The sequence below is a fragment of the Paenibacillus sabuli genome (assembly GCF_014705605.1).
Taxonomy (GTDB): Bacteria; Bacillota; Bacilli; order Paenibacillales; family Paenibacillaceae; genus Paenibacillus_D; species Paenibacillus_D sabuli.
Genome location: NZ_JACXIZ010000036.1, coordinates 18,350 through 36,435 on the forward strand (window position 1 = coordinate 18,350; position 18,086 = coordinate 36,435).

16 protein-coding genes are annotated in these 18,086 nt (G+C 63.8%); 6 read left to right on the top strand and 10 right to left on the bottom strand.

Annotated features, from left to right (window positions below):
• Positions 1–17: 17 nt before the first annotated feature.
• Complete coding sequence (locus IDH44_RS19250) at positions 18–836, bottom strand: HAD-IIA family hydrolase (protein WP_223869836.1); 819 nt, start codon at positions 834–836, stop codon at positions 18–20.
• A gap of 166 nt (positions 837–1,002) precedes the next feature.
• Between IDH44_RS19250 and IDH44_RS19255 the strand changes: the two genes are divergently transcribed.
• Positions 1,003–1,800 carry a helix-turn-helix domain-containing protein gene (locus tag IDH44_RS19255; protein WP_190920451.1) on the top strand — a complete coding sequence of 266 codons (798 nt, stop codon included), beginning with the start codon at positions 1,003–1,005 and terminating at the stop codon, positions 1,798–1,800.
• On the opposite strand, the gene IDH44_RS19260 is transcribed toward IDH44_RS19255, so the two are convergent.
• Positions 1,782–2,999 (bottom strand): threonine synthase, encoded by a 1,218-nt coding sequence (locus IDH44_RS19260; protein WP_190920452.1) that lies wholly within the window; start codon positions 2,997–2,999, stop codon positions 1,782–1,784. The two genes, IDH44_RS19255 and IDH44_RS19260, sit on opposite strands and share 19 nt — an antisense overlap.
• Positions 3,000–3,187: 188 nt before the next feature.
• Here IDH44_RS19260 and panD point away from each other — a divergent pair, with 188 nt between their 5' ends.
• Both panD and IDH44_RS19270 read left to right on the top strand, forming a co-directional pair.
• Positions 3,188–3,616 carry an aspartate 1-decarboxylase gene (panD, locus tag IDH44_RS19265; RefSeq protein WP_190920453.1) on the top strand — a complete coding sequence of 143 codons (429 nt, stop codon included), beginning with the start codon at positions 3,188–3,190 and terminating at the stop codon, positions 3,614–3,616.
• Complete coding sequence (locus IDH44_RS19270; RefSeq protein WP_190920454.1) at positions 3,582–4,316, top strand: YheC/YheD family protein; 735 nt, start codon at positions 3,582–3,584, stop codon at positions 4,314–4,316. The genes panD and IDH44_RS19270 overlap by 35 nt, the downstream gene beginning before the upstream one ends.
• A 381-nt stretch (positions 4,317–4,697) precedes the next feature.
• Here IDH44_RS19270 and IDH44_RS19275 read toward each other — a convergent pair whose 3' ends face one another.
• Complete coding sequence (locus IDH44_RS19275) at positions 4,698–5,546, bottom strand: sugar phosphate isomerase/epimerase family protein (protein ID WP_190920455.1); 849 nt, start codon at positions 5,544–5,546, stop codon at positions 4,698–4,700.
• 41 nt (positions 5,547–5,587) lie between these two features.
• Complete coding sequence (locus IDH44_RS19280) at positions 5,588–6,661, bottom strand: Gfo/Idh/MocA family protein (RefSeq protein WP_190920456.1); 1,074 nt, start codon at positions 6,659–6,661, stop codon at positions 5,588–5,590.
• Between the two features lie 175 nt (positions 6,662–6,836).
• On the opposite strand from IDH44_RS19280, the gene IDH44_RS19285 reads away from it, so the two are divergent.
• On the top strand, positions 6,837–7,736 hold the full coding sequence (locus IDH44_RS19285; protein ID WP_190920457.1) for an AraC family transcriptional regulator: 900 nt from the start codon (positions 6,837–6,839) through the stop codon (positions 7,734–7,736).
• A 10-nt stretch (positions 7,737–7,746) separates the two neighbouring features.
• Here the strand turns inward: IDH44_RS19285 and IDH44_RS19290 are convergent, their stop codons facing one another.
• The 6 genes from IDH44_RS19290 to IDH44_RS19315 form a co-directional block, all read right to left on the bottom strand.
• Positions 7,747–8,112 (bottom strand): response regulator, encoded by a 366-nt coding sequence (locus tag IDH44_RS19290; protein WP_190920458.1) that lies wholly within the window; start codon positions 8,110–8,112, stop codon positions 7,747–7,749.
• Positions 8,112–9,836, bottom strand: a complete 1,725-nt coding sequence (locus IDH44_RS19295) for a response regulator (protein WP_190920459.1) — start codon at positions 9,834–9,836, stop codon at positions 8,112–8,114. The genes IDH44_RS19290 and IDH44_RS19295 overlap by 1 nt, the downstream gene beginning before the upstream one ends.
• Positions 9,829–10,386 (bottom strand): heme NO-binding domain-containing protein, encoded by a 558-nt coding sequence (locus IDH44_RS19300; RefSeq protein ID WP_190920460.1) that lies wholly within the window; start codon positions 10,384–10,386, stop codon positions 9,829–9,831. The genes IDH44_RS19295 and IDH44_RS19300 overlap by 8 nt, the downstream gene beginning before the upstream one ends.
• 18 nt (positions 10,387–10,404) lie before the next feature.
• The gene (locus IDH44_RS19305) at positions 10,405–11,493 is read right to left on the bottom strand and encodes an HD domain-containing phosphohydrolase (RefSeq protein WP_223869837.1); all 1,089 of its coding nucleotides are present in this window, start codon (positions 11,491–11,493) and stop codon (positions 10,405–10,407) included.
• 499 nt (positions 11,494–11,992) lie between these two features.
• Entirely contained in the window at positions 11,993–13,519 is a 1,527-nt protein-coding gene (locus tag IDH44_RS19310; RefSeq protein WP_190920461.1) for a DUF2961 domain-containing protein, read from the bottom strand.
• Entirely contained in the window at positions 13,516–15,492 is a 1,977-nt protein-coding gene (locus IDH44_RS19315; protein ID WP_190920462.1) for a hypothetical protein, read from the bottom strand. Before IDH44_RS19315 ends, IDH44_RS19310 begins: the two co-directional genes overlap by 4 nt.
• A gap of 163 nt (positions 15,493–15,655) precedes the next feature.
• Between IDH44_RS19315 and IDH44_RS19320 the strand changes: the two genes are divergently transcribed.
• Together IDH44_RS19320 and IDH44_RS19325 are read left to right on the top strand one after the other, a co-directional pair.
• The gene (locus IDH44_RS19320) at positions 15,656–16,549 is read left to right on the top strand and encodes a helix-turn-helix domain-containing protein (RefSeq protein WP_190920463.1); all 894 of its coding nucleotides are present in this window, start codon (positions 15,656–15,658) and stop codon (positions 16,547–16,549) included.
• A gap of 74 nt (positions 16,550–16,623) precedes the next feature.
• Positions 16,624–17,949, top strand: coding sequence for an APC family permease (locus IDH44_RS19325; protein WP_190920464.1), 1,326 nt, complete (start codon positions 16,624–16,626; stop codon positions 17,947–17,949).
• The last annotated feature ends 137 nt before the right edge of the window (positions 17,950–18,086 follow it).

Below are 18,086 nucleotides of genomic sequence, written 5' to 3' on the forward strand. Positions count from 1 at the left end.
GATTGCAACTCTATCAGCTATGCCTTACTTTGCCCCTGCAGTACCTGCAACAAGCTCGCGTGCACTTCGTCCGGCTGCGGCGCGAGCTCCGCCAGACGGTCCGCTCGTGCCGAGCCGGTCAGCACCAGCGCAGTGCGAATGCCGGCATTGCGGCCGAGCGTAATATCCGATTCGACGCTGTCGCCGACGATCATGCACAGCTCCGGCGGCAGTCCGAGTGCCTCCAGCGCAGCCTCCGCCATATAGCGGCCCGGCTTGCCGATGACCACCTCCACCTCGGAGCCCGTCGAATGCGTGATTGCGCCGATCATGCCGGCCACGTCGATCGCGTCCCCGTCGTCGCCGGGGAAGGATTTGTCCGCATTGGTGGCGATGATGCGCGCACCCGCGCGCACGGCCCGAAAGGCCATATTCAGATCGCGGTAGGTCACCGTCTCGTGCAGCGTAATGACGAGCCACTGCGCATCCTCCGGCCGTTCCGCCGCTTGCAAGCCGGCCAGCTGCAGCTCGTCAACCAGTCCTTGCTCACCCAGCGCCCAGAAGGAAGAGCCCGGCGATTCCCGTTGAAGATACCGCGCCGTGACCGTCGAGGAGAGCAGCAGCTCTTCGTCGCGGACCTCCACGCCCATACCGGCCAGCTTTTCGCGGCACATGCGTGCGGAATAATTGCCCCGATTGCTCAAAAAGACGAACGGCACATCATGTCCGCGCAGCAGGCGAATCGCCTCGGCCGCTCCGTCAATCGCCGTTTTTCCCGTATATACCGTACCATCCAGATCAATGATGTAGCCTTTCATGTCCTCGCGCATTTGTCGATTTTTTCTCCCATCAGCCAATTTGCTTCCTCCCCATTTTTCATGGTTCTTCGGCCAATGTCAAGTTTACCGTAACTTTCGACCCGCTGTCGCGTTTAATGGGTACCAGATTACGAAGCCCGTCCGCTACCTGCACCGCATGGCAGCCGGCAAGAGCGAATGGGCGACGGACAGGAGGTCAGGCGGCATGCGTCGCACGGACAAGCACGGCGATTCCCCGGGACGGACGGGCACGATTATCGCCGGACACTATATGGAGCCCGACACCTACCGGACCGAGCGGCCGGAAGGACGCGGCGACTGGCTGTTGCTCTATACCCTCGAGGGTGAAGGCTGGTGCACGGCCGGCGAGCAGCGGCGCGCATGCCGCCCTGGCGATCTCGTGGCTCTACGCCCGCGCGCACCTCATAATTACGGCACGGCAGCCGGCGTGCACTGGCGCTTCATGTGGGTGCATTTCCCCGACTCCATCCCGGAGGCGGCCTTGCTCCCGGAGCATGCTTGTATCGGGCATACGATCGCCGGCAGCTCCGCTCGCGCACGTGTGCTTCGGGCCTTTCAGCGCCTGCTCGCCGACACGGCCGAGCGCCGCGAGCTGTGGGAGGAGCTGAGTCGCAATGCCATCGGCGAGTTGCTGCTGCTGCTCGCCCGATCGACGCGCAGGCGCATCGACGCCCGTGTCGACGAGGCGCTGCAGCTCATGTCGGCGCGGCTGCAGGAGCATCTGCGCGTCGAGGAGCTGGCCGCCTCGGTCGGGCTGTCCGCCTCGCGGCTGGCACATTTGTTCAAGCGCGAGACCGGCTTGTCCGTCATCGAGACGATGAATCGGATGCGGATACGCCAGGCCGCGCTGCTGCTGGCGCATACCGACCGCACCGCCGCCGAAGCGGCGCATGCGACCGGCTTTCACAATTACCATCACTTCGCCAAGCAATTCCGCAAGCATTACGGTGTCCCGCCCTCCGCCTATCGCGCCGATTCCTGATCCAGCTTGCGCCAGGCGGCGTAATTTTTCACGCACGGCACGCCTTCCATACGCCACGGGAGGTACTTGCCGCTATGCGACGTATTGAACAGCACTACGCGTTCGCCCGGTGCGATCCAGCCGCTATCGACGAGACGGAGCAAGCCGGCCCAGGTCGCCGCGCCCTCCGGCGATGCGCTGACGCCGCAGCGACCCAGCTCGCGTGCGCCATCCGCAATTTCGGCCTCGCTGACGCTGACCCCCGTTCCGCCCGAAGCGCGCAGGATCGCCAGGAGCTGCTCGCCGTCGGGCGGCAGCGGCACCCGCATGCCCGTCGGCGGACTCGTCACCACGCCGCGCAGCGGCACATAGTTACCGCCGCTGCGCATCGCATCGGCGATCGGGGCGCAGCCTTGCGCCTGAACACTGACCATTCGCGGCAGGTCGCCGTCGATCAGCCCTAGCGCACGCAACTGCGCAAAGGCGCGCCACATGCCAATAATGCCCGACCCCCCTCCGGTCGGATAGACGATCACATCCGGCAGGCGCCAGCCGAGCTGCTCGGCGAGCTCGAGTCCCATCGTTTTTTTGCCCTCCGCCCGCCCATGCTCCTGCAGCGTGCCGATGAAGTGCCAGCCCTGTTCGTCGCGGCCCTCGCGAATGAGCCGCCCGGCATCGTGGATGAGGCCATCCACCAGACAGGTGCGCGCCCCGTACTGCACGCACTCCGCCACGATCGCGCCCGGACAGTCCGCCGGCAAAAACGCGAACGCCTCCATGCCCGCTCGCGCCGCATATGCCGCGGCAGCCGAAGCCGCGTTGCCGTTGGAATTGATCGCAATGCGTCTGAGACCGTGCGCGCGCGCGACCGACAGCGCCGCCGATGCGCCCCGCGCCTTGAAGCTGCCGGTCGGATTGCGCTCCTCGCACTTGACCTGCAGCGCGCCCAGCCCCAGATCGCGCGCGCGTTCCTCCAGCGCCAGCAGCGGCGTCCAGCCCTCTCCGAGCGAGACGATGTGCGCAGAGCGCTCCACCGGCAGGAGCTCCGCATACCGCCACATCGAATGTACCCGTCCATGCAGCGCGTCCGTCCGCAGCGTGCGCCCCGCCCTCTCCAGGTCGTACGCCACCTGCAGACTCCCCCCGCATGCGCAGGTTGTCTTCGCCGGCTCGAACGGCTTCTGCTTGCCGCAGCGGCGGCATTGCAATCCGAATCGCATCCCCGTGTCCCCTTCCTCCGCATGTCGTCATCCCTACAGCATAGTCCGGCAGAAGCGGCGATGCGACGGCGGTTGTCCCGCCGGCAATCGTCCGCGGGGGCGAACGTCCAGACCGATCCGGCCTTGTTGCATACAATGAGGAAGCGTCAATTTTGGGCCGCATAGCGGAAAGGGGCTGCATAATCGGAATGCTGCGCATGATGTGCAAGGGGAAGATTCACCGCGCCACAGTGACGGAGGCGGACCTGAATTATGTCGGAAGCATCACGATCGATCGCCTGCTGATGCAGGCGGCCGAGCTGAATCCGTACGAGATGGTCCAGGTGACCAGTCTCAAAAACGCGACGCGCTGGAAGACGTATGCACTCCCGGGACCGGCCGGCTCCGGCCAAATCTGCCTGAACGGTCCGCCGGCCCACCTGTTCGCGCCTGGCGATCTGGTCATCATCCTCAGTCTGGGCTTGTTCGACGAGCAGCAGGTGCGGCAGCTCGTACCGAAGGTGGTATTCGTCGATGCGGACAACCGGATCACCCATTGCCAGTCTCACCCGCTCTATACAAACGACGGAGAGGTGAATTGGGATGCCTTACAGCCTCAGCAAGCTAAGCAAGCATAAGCTGCTCCTGGGCGTGCCGCAGCTGGCTTCGGCGCTGCCGCCGACAGCGCCGCTCGGACGCGAGGCGCTGAGCGAGATGCTGGAGCGCTACGAGAAGCTGATCGTCAAGCCGTCGCTGGGCTCGGGAGGCAAGGGCGTGCGAATGGTCGCGCGAGACGGGAGCGGCTACCGCGTCCAGTCGGGCACGCGCAGCCGCCGCTTCGGCAGCCGCGATGCGCTCTATGCCCACCTGCTGGCGGGTATGGGCAGCGCCAAAGGTATGATTCAGCGCCGCATTCCGCTGGCGACGATCGAGGGGCGCCCGTTCGATCTGCGCGTCATGGTGCAGCGCAAGTCAGGCGGAGACTGGACCGTCACCGGCGCGCTGGCCAAGGTCGCAGGCGCCGGCTATATCATTACGAACCTGGCGCGCAGCGGCGGCCGCATCCTCACTGTCTCCGAAGCGGTGCGCCGCTCCAATATCGCCGGCGTCGGGACGGACCGCATCCAGGCCGAGCTGGTTCGCCTCGCGCTCGCATCAGCCTCGCGCCTGCGCACCCGGTACAATTGGATTCGTACCGTCGGGCTCGACATCGGACTCGATTCGAGCGGCAAGGCCTGGATCATCGAGTGCAACTTTAGCCCTGCCAATTCGCTGTTCAATCGACTGCGGGACAAAACGATGTACCGCCGCATCCTCAGCTACAGCAAGCGCGCTTGACAGCCGGGTTGCCCGCGACCGGCCGTGCATCCGGGCCGAAATGTCACGCAACGGCGAAACAACAAACCGGCCCGCCTCTACAACGAGGCGGGCCGGTTATCCATATGCTGCCATTCCATGCCGGCTGTGCCGCGCATGCCCAAGGCGAAACAATTGACGCCGTCCTCTGACGGCGACGCGAGTTTCGTTCCGAGGATCGAAGAGCTCATATACTTGAATAGCTGATCCATGCGGATTCCCCGTATTAACGCCACAATATGACCGAATGCCAATTGTGCAGACGCGCTGCACCTGACGCATACTCCTTGCAATGTCCCAGACTCGCTTCACTGTCACAAGGCTGCGGCGCTGACGCGCAGCTGTGGCGGGGCCGGCGCCGTCTTACTCCAATCCGGCCGCTGCGTACACCTTGGCGAAGCCGTCCGCCGAGCGGCGGGCCAGCGTCTGCGCCGAGTCCTGCGGCGGCTGCTGGGACAGAATCTCCTGGGCTACAACGCCCTTGTATCCGATCGCATGCAGCTCCCGCAGGAAGCCGGCCAGATCGATGACGCCCTCGCCGGGATAGACGCGGTCGTTGTCGAGCGCCTCGGCGACCGGGACCGACTTGGCGTCGTTGAGATGCACATGCACGATCTGCTCCGGCCGCAGCGCGCGGATCGCGTCCAGGTCCGACTCGGTCGTATACCAGTGGTACGCGTCGAACAACAGCCCGACATTCGGCTCGCCGATGGCGTCGATCCAGTCGAGCGTCTCCTCCAGCGTCCAGACGAACGGATTGGCCCAGCGCGTCCGCAGATGATGCGGACCGACGAACTCCAGTCCGAGCCGGATGCCGTAGGCGCCGAGCACGCGGGCGCAGGTGCGCAAGCGAGCGGTCGCGAGCGCCATGAAATGCGCCGCCTTCAGATCCGTGGACGGCAGCACGTACGTACAGCAGGCCCGCACGCCGAACTTCGCCGCAATCGCGGCTTCCGCGCCGAGCTTGGCCAGACCGGCGCGGTACGCCTCGTCCGTCGTCCGCCAATCGACGCTGAGGCCCATTGTGCCGATCTGCACGCCCTGCTCGCGCAGCGTCGCGAGCGCCTGCTCGAGACCGACCTCGTCCGCCCAGGCGCCCAGCTCCCCCGCGCTGGCGTCGATTGCGCCGAACCCGTGCGCGGCCGCCAACTTGACGAATTGCTCCACCGTACCGGCGTCGCCGATGCCCGCTCTCGATAATCCCTTGATCATCTGCTCGTCCTCCTCTATCCGATTAACTAACCCCACTCAGATTAAATATCCCAATTCAGCTTGACTTCGTTGCCCGTGCGCGACGACTCGTAGATCGCATCCAGGATCAGGTTGTTCGTCAACCCCGTCAGCGCCGAGCTGATCGGAGCCTTGCCCGTGTGCAGGCAATCGAGGAAATGACGGCTCAGACGCAGCCGCGCGCCCTCGTCATTGTCCGGCACGGCGAGCGGCGCTTCGAGCGGACGGTTGAACTTCTCCATCAGCAGCTTGCCGGTATTGCCGCGATAGTTGGCGCCGCCGTCGGTGCCCATCAGATGAATGAACGGCGTGTTGTCCGTATCCATATGCACGGCCCAGCTGACCTCGAGCGTCAGCGTGCTGCCGTCTTCCATCTTGATCATTGCCGTGGCCAGATCCTCGACGTCGAATTGTCCGTCCCAGTTCGGCTTGCCCCAGCTGCCGATGCCCTGCCGCTTCGGTCCGAATTCCGCATAGGTGGCGCCATAGACGGAGACTGGCTTCGGATTGCCCATCAGATAGAGCGCCAGGTCCACCATATGCACGCCGATGTCGATCAGCGGTCCGCCGCCCGATTGATTCATCTGCGTGAACCAGGTGCCCCAGCCGGGGATACCTTTGCGGCGGAACCAGCCGGTCTTGGCGGTGTAGATGCGCCCGAGCTCGCCCCGCTCGACCTGCTCCTTGATCTGCATCGACACCGAGTCGAAGCGCATCTGATGCGCCACCATCAGCGTCTTGTCCGATTTTTGGCTGGCCGCGTAGATGCGGCGGGCGTCGTCGGCATTGAGTCCCATCGGCTTTTCCAGCAGGACATGCTTGCCCGCCTCGAGCGCCGCGATGGCGTACTTCGCATGGAATTGATTCGGCACACCGATGATGACAGCGTCTACATCTGTGCTCTCGATCAGCGCTTCCGGTGTGTCGTACACCTTGGGGATGCCGTATTCGGCGGCGCGCGCTTCGGCGAGCGGCAGGTAGGCATCGGTAATCGTCGTGATCTGGCAGCTTTCCTCCAGCTGACGGAAGTTCTGGATGTGCACGTTGCCGATGTTGCCCGCACCCAGGATTCCGATTTTGATTTTATCTCTGACCATCGTGTGTAGTCCCTCCTATGTATCGATTGGCTTGTCGCGTGTATCGCTGGGCCGTCACGCGCTTCTCGCAACGTTTAACGTCCCTCGCCACGTTTCATGATATACTAATCTGAGCCAACAACCGTTCCGCAAGCTTCGGAATGTGTCTCATTTTTTCGGCGGGGGAGTCGATCGCTTGACGTATTTTCCGATGTATCTGACCGAATATCCGAACAAGGACACCGCGCTGCCGCTGCATCTGGGGCTCAACAATCTGCCTGCCGGCTATCCCGTCCATCGGCACGACTTCCTCGAGTTCTCCTATGTCGTCGAAGGCGAAGGCTCGGAGATCGTCAACGGCGAGGCGCATCCGATGGTGCCCGGCACGCTGACCTTCCTGCTGCCCTACCAGATCCACGAGATCGTCACCTCCGCGGCGGGGCGGCTCGTGCTGTACAATTGCCGATTCGGCATGGATCTGCTCATGAAGCACGTCCAGGACCGGGACCAGTGGGCGCTGCAGCTGCTCGACGAAGAGAGCGGACGTCCGCCTTTTGCCCGGCTGTGCGGCGCGGAGGACGAGCGGATGCGGCGCTTGCTCGGCGACATGCTGCACGAGTATCGCGGGCGCGAGCCCGGACGCGAGGCGCTGCTCAAGGCGCGGCTGACCGAGGTGCTCGTCCGCTTCGACCGCAGCCGCAGGGCCGCGGGCTCCGCCTCCCCCGCAGCCGCCTCCCCGGGCGGCGGGCCGGCGGCCGCGCCGAGCGGCGCCGCATGGGCCATTGTGCAGCATATCCACACCCACTATCAGGACGAGGAGCTGGCACTCGCGCAGCTCGCGCAGCGCTTCAAGCTGAGCGTATCGCGAATCAGCGAGCTCGTCAAGGAAGCCACCGGCCGGACCTTCCACGACTACCTGACCGACCTGCGGATCCGGCTGGCCTGCAGCCTGCTCGCCTCGACCGAGCTGTCGGTGGCGGAGATTGCCGGCGAGGTCGGCTACAGCTCGTACAAGACGTTCTCCCGCGTCTTCCGCCAGCGCCGGGACCTGATTCCTACCGCTTATCGCACGATGATCGCGAGGCGCAACAGTTAGGCCGGACGCACTACTTGTCCAGTAGCGTCTCCAGCTTCGCCATCAGACGTCCAAAATCGATCGGCTTGGTCTCGTATTCGTCGCAGCCCGCCTCCAGTGCGCGCTCACGGTCGCTGGCCATCGCATGGGCAGTGAGCGCGACGAGCGGGATGGGCCGCGTCGCCTCCCCTGCCTTGAGTCGACGGGCCGCCTCCCATCCGTCGAGGACAGGCAGGCTCATATCCATCAGGATCAGGTCGGGACGCTCGCGCTCGGCCATCTCCACCCCGTCCGCGCCGTTGTCCGCCGACCGCACGGCATACCCTCTGCGCTGCAGACGACGCGTCAGCATATCCCGATTCATTTCATTGTCTTCCACCAGCAGGATGGTGCGCATCAGTGCATTCCTTTCTCTTCAGGAGATGGCCCGGCCGGCTCGCTCGCAGACGCGGAATGGGCGCGCCGAATTTCGGTCAGCAGCCGATCGCGGTCAAATGAGCCTTTTTGCATGACCTCGTGTACGTAACCGTGCAACCGCAGCCGCTCCTCGGGCGTCACCGACTTGGCCGTGACGACGATGACCGGAATATCGCGCCACCCCTCGCGCCGATGTAGCTCGCGAAGGAACTGGAAGCCGTCCATCTTGGGCATCATCAGATCGAGCAAGATCAGCTGCGGCTGCTGGTATTCGATACGCTCCAGCGCCTCCAGCCCGTTGCCGGCGCGCGTGACCGCATAGCCCTCCTTGTGCAGCATGCGCGCCATCATCTCGCTGGTCGTAGCATCGTCTTCCACGACCAATACCGGGGCGTTATCGTGCAGCGCGATATATTTGTCCATGATGCCGATCAGCTGCTCGCGGCCCACCGGCTTGCTGACAATCTCGGCTGCGCCCAGCGAATAGCCGAGCTGGCGGTCGCTCGTCATCGAGAGGATCACGACCGGGATGTCCTTGAGCTCCGGATCGTTCTTGATCGCGGACAGCACCGCCCACCCGTCCATGCTCGGCATCAGGATATCCAGACAGATCACCTCCGGCCGCAGCTCCCTGGCCAGCCGCAGCCCCTCGGCTCCGCTCTCGGCGAAGGCCGTCGTCCAGCCGGCCGACGCCAGGTAGCGGCGCAGCAGCTCAAGCGTCGTATGCTCGTCGTCGATCAACAGGATGCTCACCGGCTGCCTCGGCGCCGACCCCGCCGACATGCGCGAGCGGAGCTCCTCTTGCTCCGGCAGCAGCCCTTGCGGCAGCCAGCATACGAACACACTGCCGGCCCCGTGCTCGCTCTCCACGCCGATGCCGCCGCCCAGCATCTCGCAAAAGCTGCGGCTGATGGCCAGTCCGAGCCCGGTGCCGCCATAGCTGCGCGTCGTGGAGGAGTCGGCTTGCACGAAGGGCTGGAAGAGCCTCTCCACCTGCTCCGGCGTCATGCCGATGCCGCTATCCTCGACGCGAAAGGCATAGCCCTCGGTCCCGTCACGGGTCTCCCGCCGCGCCTCCAGCTTCACCAGACCGTCCTTGGTGAACTTGGCCGCATTGCCGAGCAGATTGATCAGCACCTGCCGCAGCTTGGTCACATCGGTGACCAGCTGCCCCGGCTCGCACGCGAGCTCGATCGTATTGCCGCCCTGCTCGATCAGCGGACGCACGGTGACGAGCACATCCTGAATGAGCATCGATACATCTACGGGCTCCATGTAGACGTCCATGCGTCCGGTCTCGATCTTGGACAGATCGAGAATGTCATTGATCAGCGTGAGCAGTTGCTTGCCCGCCCGATTGATCTTGTCCAGATCGTCCACGAACATCGGGTCGTTCAGCGTCTTGGCATCCTCGGTCAGCATCTCGCTGTAGCCGATGATCGCATTGAGCGGCGTTCGCAGCTCGTGGCTCATATTGGCGAGGAACTGACTCTTGATCAGACTTGCCTGGATCGCTTCGTCATGCGCCTTGGCGAGCTCGGCGGTACGCAGCTCCACCATCTCCTCGAGGTGATTGTTCAGTTGGCGCAGCTCCTGATTGATGTAGTAGATCTCGCGCGTCTTCTGCTCGGCGATCTGCTCGGCCTGCTTGCGGGCTGCGCGTTCACGCTCCAGCTGACGGCGCAGCAAGGCCAGCTCATCCACGCGCGTCCCTCCCCCTGCACAGCACGAAGCGCGCCGCTGTCGGCGCCTCGCCGTCCAGCGCCTCCCGCCGCACCTCGATCGATTCGCCGTAGTAGTGGATGGCGCCATGGATCAAGCCCTCGGCCAGATCGGCGAACGGCCGCGAGGAGCGATATTCCATATAGAAGGTCGCCTCATCCACATAGCCCGACTCGAAGCGGGGCAGCTCGGCATCCGGATACAGCTTGCGCACCTCGACATGGATGTAGCTGTCGACCTTCTCCAGGAACGCGAAGACACCTTGATTGCGCTGCAAAAATTCCGGGTGCATGGCGACCAGCTCCCGGAACAAATATTCCCCGAAAACGCGAACGAGCGCGCCTTCGGCAAGGCCGGTAGCGGCGCTGAGCTGCCCGACCAGGGCCAGCATTTCGCGATAATCGTACGTGCCGACGCTCGTGTAGCTCCCGCCCGAGGGCAGCTGGGCGCCCGTAATGACTCGATCGGCGATTTCCAGCGAAAATTTCTGTTCGACCATTTCAATAAACGATGTGAATACGACGCCTTTCATACTATACCCGCACCTTCCTCACTGGATAAAATTCATGCCTGACCAGGATCCGTCACGGGACAATGCGACGAACACGTCGACAATCCGGGGATCGAAATGCACGCCGCGCTGCACGACCACCTCCGCGAGTGCCTCCTCGCGGCTCCACGCCCGCTTGTAGGGGCGTTCGTGCGTCAGGGCGTCAAAAAAATCGGCGATCGCCACAATGCGCGCTTCCTGCGGAATGGCATCGCCGCGCAGACCGAACGGATAGCCCGTCCCGTTCCACTTCTCATGATGGTACAGCGCGATCGACTGCGCCATCTTGAGCACATCAAAGCCGCTGCCCTCCAGAATGCTCGCTCCGATCTGGGTATGGGCTTTCATTCGTTCGAATTCGTCCGGCTCGAATCGGCCCGGCTTGAGCAGCAAGGCGTCGGGAATTCCGATCTTGCCGATGTCGTGCAGCGGCGCCGCCATCCGGATCATCTCGACCCAGCGCGGCGAGCAATCCAGCCGCTCCGCCAGCTGGGCGGCCAGCGCCCCGACGCGCTGGGTGTGGCTGCCGGTCATGTCGTCGCGATACTCGGACGCTCTGCCGAGCAGCTGCAAGATCTCGACCTTGGCTTGCTGCAGCTCCTCCGTGCGCTCGTGGACGCGCTGCTCCAGCGTGAGGTTGTGCTTTTGCAGCTGCAAATGAAGCATGCGCGTCTTCAGCAGATTGTTAATGCGCAGGATGACTTCGATGCGGTCGTACGGCTTCGTCAAAAAATCGTTGGCTCCGGCCTGCAGCACCTGCTGCTTCGTCTCCGGCGTCATATCCGCCGTCAGCACCAGCACCGGCAAGTAGCCCTCCGGTCCCTCGCGCTCGCGAATCATCCGCATCACCTGAAGCCCGTCCATCTTGGGCATATGCAGATCCAGCAGCACAATATCCGGAGCGCTGTCGCACAGCAGCCGTTCGACCTCGGTCGGATCGGTCGTGCTCGTGAACGCGCTGAACCCCGCCCGCTGCAAAATCCGCTCCAGCAAGCTGATATTGTACATTTGATCGTCGACAATCAATATGCGGGCGCCCCGCAGCCCGTCCTCGTGCATGTGTACTCGCTCCATTTCTGTCACTTGCATGCGGCTTGTTCGTCCTACTTTCGTTCGTCGTCAACATTCGATATTCTTCTCCATTATACCGCAGTTTTCGTATTCAAAAAGGAACTTTTCTCCATGCGTATGTATTTTTTTGTCGATCGATTTCGAAAAAGCGCGGTCGCGCAAATAAGCGTACTTTTTGAGGTTGCACGGACAATTTGGCTCTGGGGGGCGAAATAAGCGTGCTTTTTGAGGTTAAAGCGGACAATTTGGCTCATGTGCCATCATGTGCCCGTAATAAGCGTGTTTGGCGAGGTTGCACGACCGAATTAGCTCTGAAGAGCGAATTAAGCGTACTTTACGAGTTAATCGTTCTTTACGAGTCTTTCAGTTCTGAAGGAAGGGCTGGCGCACATCAATGCGCGAAGCCATGCGGTTCGGCCGCAATCATGCTGCCGGACCGCATGGCTCTCTTGTTCACCAGGCCCTTCACCGGCCCCCGTGCCATTGACTGCGCTTCGCCTACTGGAGCGGGGTCCTTTTATTCGGTAAGCGACATTTCCTTCGCAGACTCCGCGGACTCGCTCGACTCCGCCGCGTCTTCTTGCTGCTCGTACCAGTAGCACGTCCACTGATAATCCAGCATCTCCTTGCCGTTCACATTCGCCAGCGCGCCTTTTTTCGGACAGCCGGCCTCCTGCAGCAGCAGCAGGCTCTTGCGAAACGGCACCGCGTCGAGCAAGTGGAACCGGTACGCGGAGACCAGGCCTCGCAGCGCATTGCCGTGCTGCTCGTCCCGAAGATCCAGACAGCCGTGCGTCGGCGTCGCCAGCTCGCCCTCCCGGTAATAGTAACCGCAGTTATAATAATCCTCCGTGCCGGTCCCGAGCCACGACGGCGTCATGTATTGATCGACATACATGTATTCGTTGCCTTCCTGATGAAAATGCATCACCTTCGGCTGGCCGAGCTGCGCCATTACCTGATTCATGCCGACAAACAAGCCGCTGCCCCGCACATTGAGCATCTGATACGTCGTGCCGAACGGGAGGACCTCGTGTCGGTATTGACAATGCAGGCGTAGTCTAGTCTGCGGTTCCCCCTGCTCTGCGCGCAGACTGTAGCGCAGGGAAGCGGGCTGCCGCGGCGAACGGTTCTCGACCCGGATCGAGGTGCCCGCCCCGTAAGGCATCGGCATGGCGAACGTCAGCGTGTTGCCTTCGCGGGCGGCGTAACGCGACGAAAAGTCGCGCGCCTTGCTGCCCTGGCAAAACAAATGCAGCAGCGGCACGTCGACCGCGGCCTCGCCCGCGCCATCCCAATAGATCTTCAATCGCAGCCGCTGCAGCGAATCCGGCTCGTCCGCTTCGACGCGAAGAGCGAGCAGCGTGCCGGGCGCATCAAAGGCCTCGAGCTCGGTCTCGGCGCGCGGAGCAAGCTCGGCCTGACGCCACGACAGCGACTCAGTCGACGGCGCTCCCGCCTGTCGCCAGGCTGCGCCGATGCGCTGTGCCGCCGCCTCCTGCTCTTGCCCCAGCGGCAGAGACAACGATTCGGCCTTTATTCCCGCATCCAGGAGCAGGGCATTGATCTGCCAGTACATGCTGCCGGACTGCGAAGCGATGCGGATTTTGCAGCCGTGTGCAAACGGAATCGGCCAGTAGGAGACGCGTCCGCCGCTCGATTCCGGATGGTCCAGCATCAACGGCTTGGCGAACGGAGCATCCGCTCCGGCAAAAAATCGGTTCAGCTCCGTACGCAGCAGCGGCTCCTCAGCCCCGTCCAAGTAAATTTCCAGCGCGCCGTCAAAATCGCCGGCCGTCCAAAAGCGCGTGATGCAGCCGGGGCCTTTGTAATCGACCAGCACGTTCCACTCCACGCCGGCCGCCTTTTCCGTCCGCAAAAAAAAGTTGCAATCGCGCGGCCCGGTTTTTTGATTCAGGCTGGAATCCATGACCGTCCGGGCAACCGGCCATAGCAGCTCCATTCGCCTCGGATCGTCCAGCGCTTCCAAAAAATCTGTCATCGTAACGGGGCTCGCGGTGTCGATCGTCTGCGCAGTGCTCATCTTGGTATTCCCCTCTCGCAAGAGCGGCTCGCCGGATGCTGCCGCCCTCGCAGCAACCCGTGCGCGCCGGCGGGAGCGGACCACGGGGTCTCGTAGGACGGCTGCGCGCAGTAGCGGCGCATGCCGAGCCGCAGCCGCACGCCGGCGCCGGGTGCCAGCCTCACCGCGAACCATCTGCCTGACAGCGCGGTCTCGCCGACCTTGACGTCCTGCTCGTCGTAGCGCTCCGCGCGCGTCCACGCATGCTCGCCGAACACGCCGCTCTGCACGATCACGACCCGCTCCTCGCCCATCGACAGGTTGACAAGCGTCAGCGTCACGCGCTCGTCCTCGAGGCGCTCTACGAGCGCCGCCGTGTCCGCGGGCAGGCCCGGCCGCCGCCGCTGCCCGTCGTAATAACGCACGCGGCCGTGCTGCAAGCCCCCGTGCGAGATATGCATCGGCGCGCCCCACATCAGCTGCACCAGACTTTCGAAATAGAGCGGGCACATCTCCTGCCACTTGTGAATGCTCGAGAGCGCGCCGATATGATAACCGTCCGTCTCCCAATTGAGCGGATCGCCTTCGGGGGCGCGCATCTTGGCGAGCTGGGCCTGCAGCAGCCGCCAGTTCGCCTCCAGGATACGCACCGGATAGTCCGGATAATCGCCCTGCATGTAGCGGAACCACGGCACCGTATTGGCGATGTAGTGCTTCGTCTCCTTCATCGTGGCGTCGTTGCGCCCGGACTGGCCCGGCACCTCGATCTCGGCGTAGACCGCGCCCAGCGGAATGCGGCGTACCCGCGCCGCATCCTCCTCGGCCATCGAGACGCACCACAGATAGATGGGCCAGGTCGGCACCTGGACGCGGTAATCGGTCCAGCCGGCGTCGGTGTGCTTGAAGGGCACGCGCCACTCGCCTTCCTCCATCCGCCCGAGCTGCCAGCTCATGTCGAGCTGCTGCCGCGCCAAGCCGAGCGCCGAGCGGTCGCCGGTGAGCAGGACCCGATTCATGCAGCCGTTGAGGATCGGCTCGATGACGGTCAGCAGTCCGTGCGGCCAGCGCCAGCCATAGAAGCCGCCCCACCACTTGCCTTCCATATATTCGCCGATGCGGCCGCTGAGTCCGACATTGTCGGGCATGATGCCGCCGTTGTCGGCGCAGCGCTGCTCCCACGCCGACACGTAGGCTTCGACCCAGGCGACATAGCGCGGGTCCCGGGTATGCAGATAGGCGTTGGCGATCAGGCTCGTAGCGTTGAGATTGACCGGCACGTCACCCCGGGTCTGCCGCTCGTTCATCCGCTCGATGACAGCGCGGTAGACGGCGTCGTCCGACCAGGCGCAGCGCCCGCTGGCCGGATCCGTCCCCGGAATGTCGTCGAAGGGCGGCGGATAGTCGTCGAGGACGCCGCGATGCGTGAGCCAGTCCTCCTCCGTCAGCTCGAAGCGCGGGCCCCGGCTGCCGGTGATCGGCGAGCGCATCAGCCGGCGCTCGGCATCATAATTGGGCGCCTCCGGGTCCTCCCCCATATACAGCTCGGCGAATTTTACCGCCCGCTGCCGGACCTTGGGACTGTCCGGATGCGAGAGACCGAGGAAGTAGAAGAAGAGACTGCCCTCGCCGTGATGCATCCAGTCGTAATACCCGTCGAATTCATCGTGAATCTGCCCGTATTGCGTCCACTGCCAGGTAATCGCCTCCCACATCCGCTCGGCCAGGCGCCCGGTCTCCTCGCTGCCGCCGAGCGCATACAGCAGACTCAGATTCATGAAGCCCTCGTACGGATCGTCCGAGCCGTCCATGCCCGGCCAGTCCGCCCGCCAGATCAAGGTCCCGTCCGCGTGCGTGTAGCGCGCCACGAATTCCGGCGCCGCCTCGTCGAGCTGCCGCAGCAGCCGGCGCTGGTGCAGCGCCCAGTCCGGCGGCGTCCACGGCGTGCTGCAGACGAGCTCCGGGATCGTACTTCCGTCATGTGCAGGTCTGTTCATCCGATGATCTCGCTCATCCATTTTTCCCGCTCCTTCATTGTTCCGGCTCCTTCATTGTTCCGATCTTGCGGTCTGCTCGCTTTTTGCCTGCGCTTTCAGTATGATCGTAGTATAGCCCTGCCACGCCGGCAAGGGTAAACTCTTGCGAAAGAAGGGTCGAATCTTGCTCGATCAATTCAGGCCGAATCAGTACCGCACCCTCGGACCGCTGTTCGAGGCCGACTTTCCGAGCCAAGCCGCTCATCTCTTCGCCGTCGGCCGTGCACGCACCAGCTCCCCGAGCTATGGTTGGGACGGCCGCACGCATGCCGACCGCGGCCACTGGGTGCTGCAATATACGCTTTCCGGCGCAGGGTATTTCACCGCGGACGGGCGCACGCGCGCGGTCGGGGAAGGCGCTGCGTTCCTTGCGCAGATCCCGGGAGACTTCCGCTATGGCCTCCCGCCCTCCAGCGATCACTGGGAGTTCGTCTATATCCTGCTGCGCGGCGAGCTCGTCGGCGAAGCCTGGCAAGGCGCCATCGACCGGCTCGGCCCCGTGCCGCAGCTGCACCGCGACTCGGCGCTCGTACGGCTGGTGCTCCATATCCACGCCCTGGCGGCGGCCCGGCAGATCGTCGACAGCTACCAGAGCGCTTCGCTTGCCTTCCAGGTCGTGATGGAGCTGCACCGCGCCGCACGCAGCTCTCAGGCGCGCGAGATCGAGGCGCCGGCCGCAGTGCGGCAAGCGATGCGTCACATGCGTGAGCATTACGCCGGCCTGCAGGGGCTGGACGAGCTGGCCGCCGCGACGGGACTGTCCAAGTACCACTTCGCTCGCCTGTTCCGCCACTCGGTCGGCATGACGCCGCTCGCTTATCTGACACGCGTGCGCATGGAGGAGGCGGCCGCGCTGCTGCGTCATACCCGGGAGCCCGTACAGACGATCGCCGAGCGCGTCGGCTACGCCAACGGCAATTATTTCGGGCGGCTGTTTCGCGGCGCGACCGGGGTCACCCCGGCGCAATTCCGCCGCGATGCCGACGCGCTGCCGGCGCGGCGCTTCCCGGTGCCGTGAGCGGTTTTCAAATATACAGGTAGAGGGTATATAAGAGCATTGTGCTTTAAGCTCTTTTGCGAGGTGATCCAGCTATGTCAAGCTATCGAAAAGGAAGTCTCTCCCTGATAGGCGCGATCGGACTCGGCACCGGCGTCATGATCAGCGCCGGCATTTTTGCCTTGCTCGGCCAAGTCGCCGAGCTCGCCGGCGCGTGGTTCCCGCTCATGTTTTTGACCGGCGGGCTCGTCGCCGCATGCAGCGCCTACTCGTATATTCGGCTCAGCCACGCTTATCCCTCGGCGGGCGGCATCGGCATGTTCCTCGTCAAGGCCTACGGCAAGGGGACGGCCGCCGCCGCCGCGTCGCTGCTCATGGCCATCTCAATGGTGATCAACCAGAGTCTCGTCGCCCGCACATTCGGCACCTATACGCTCCAGTTGTTCGAGGGAGCCGCAGACTGGCTGGTGCCGGCGCTGGGCGCCGGACTGCTGATCGGGGCGCTGCTGATCAATCTGGCGGGCAACCGGTTCATCCAGTCCTTCACCTCCGCGATCTCGCTGCTCAAGATCGCGGGACTGCTCGTCTTCGTAGCGGCCGGGCTGCTCGCAGCCGGCTTCGTCTGGACTCCCGCCGAAGGCGGCGCTGCCACAGGAGACGCAGGCCCGCTCGGCGCGATTGCCTCCATCGCCCTGACGATTCTGGCCTTCAAGGGCTTCACGACCATTACGAACAGCGGGGCCGAGATTGTGCGGCCGCGCCGCAACATCGGGCTGGCCATTCTCATTGCGATCGCCATCAGTCTGGCCGTGTACTTGCTGTTGGCCTGGACGGTATCGAGCAGTCTGCCGCTGGACCGCATCATCGCAGCCAAGGACTATGCGCTGGCCGAGGCGGCGAGACCCGCTCTGGGCGATTGGGGCGTGTGGCTGACGGTAGCCGTTGCGATCGTTGCCACCGTCTCGGGTATGATCGCCAGCGTTTTTGCCGTGTCCCGCATGCTGGCGATGCTGACCGAGATGAAGCTGATTCCGCATCGCCACTTCCGCATGCCCGGGACCGTCCAGCAGCACACGCTGGTATACACCGTCGCGCTGGCGCTCTTATTGACGATTTTGCTCGATCTGAGCCGGATCGCCTCGATGGGCGCCATCCTGTATCTGGTGATGGATATGATGGTCCATTGGGGACTGCTGCGCCGGCTCCGGGGAGAGGTCAGCGCCAATACGGGGATCGTCGTCTGCGCGCTCGTGCTGGACGGCCTCGTGCTCGCCGCCTTCACGTGGTACAAGCTGCTCCATGATCCGCTCATTGTCGCAGCCGCCGGTTTGTCGATCCTGCTTGTCTTCCTGGGAGAGCGGTTTTTTCTCCGGCGAGGGGCCGGGCGCGGCGAGCCCAGCCCGCATCACGAGGACCATTAATGTGCTATACTGCAGGTAGATCCGTTGAAGCCAACACCCGCGAAAGGAGCGCACGCCCCATGAATCGTCCGTCCGCTATCGCACGTCCCCCCTGCTAATCCCATGCGCCGCGCCGCGCCCGTTCCCCTCCCTGCGGA

Coding starts and splice junctions, on each gene's coding strand:
- IDH44_RS19255 (WP_190920451.1), top strand. CDS start 1,003: ATGCGTCGCACGGACAAGCACGGCGATTCCCCGGGACGGACGGGCACG.
- IDH44_RS19260 (WP_190920452.1), bottom strand. CDS start 2,999: ATGCGATTCGGATTGCAATGCCGCCGCTGCGGCAAGCAGAAGCCGTTC.
- panD (WP_190920453.1), top strand. CDS start 3,188: ATGCTGCGCATGATGTGCAAGGGGAAGATTCACCGCGCCACAGTGACG.
- IDH44_RS19270 (WP_190920454.1), top strand. CDS start 3,582: ATGCCTTACAGCCTCAGCAAGCTAAGCAAGCATAAGCTGCTCCTGGGC.
- IDH44_RS19275 (WP_190920455.1), bottom strand. CDS start 5,546: ATGATCAAGGGATTATCGAGAGCGGGCATCGGCGACGCCGGTACGGTG.
- IDH44_RS19280 (WP_190920456.1), bottom strand. CDS start 6,661: ATGGTCAGAGATAAAATCAAAATCGGAATCCTGGGTGCGGGCAACATC.
- IDH44_RS19290 (WP_190920458.1), bottom strand. CDS start 8,112: ATGCGCACCATCCTGCTGGTGGAAGACAATGAAATGAATCGGGATATG.
- IDH44_RS19300 (WP_190920460.1), bottom strand. CDS start 10,386: ATGAAAGGCGTCGTATTCACATCGTTTATTGAAATGGTCGAACAGAAA.
- IDH44_RS19305 (WP_223869837.1), bottom strand. CDS start 11,493: ATGCAAGTGACAGAAATGGAGCGAGTACACATGCACGAGGACGGGCTG.
- IDH44_RS19310 (WP_190920461.1), bottom strand. CDS start 13,519: ATGAGCACTGCGCAGACGATCGACACCGCGAGCCCCGTTACGATGACA.
- IDH44_RS19315 (WP_190920462.1), bottom strand. CDS start 15,492: ATGAACAGACCTGCACATGACGGAAGTACGATCCCGGAGCTCGTCTGC.
- IDH44_RS19325 (WP_190920464.1), top strand. CDS start 16,624: ATGTCAAGCTATCGAAAAGGAAGTCTCTCCCTGATAGGCGCGATCGGA.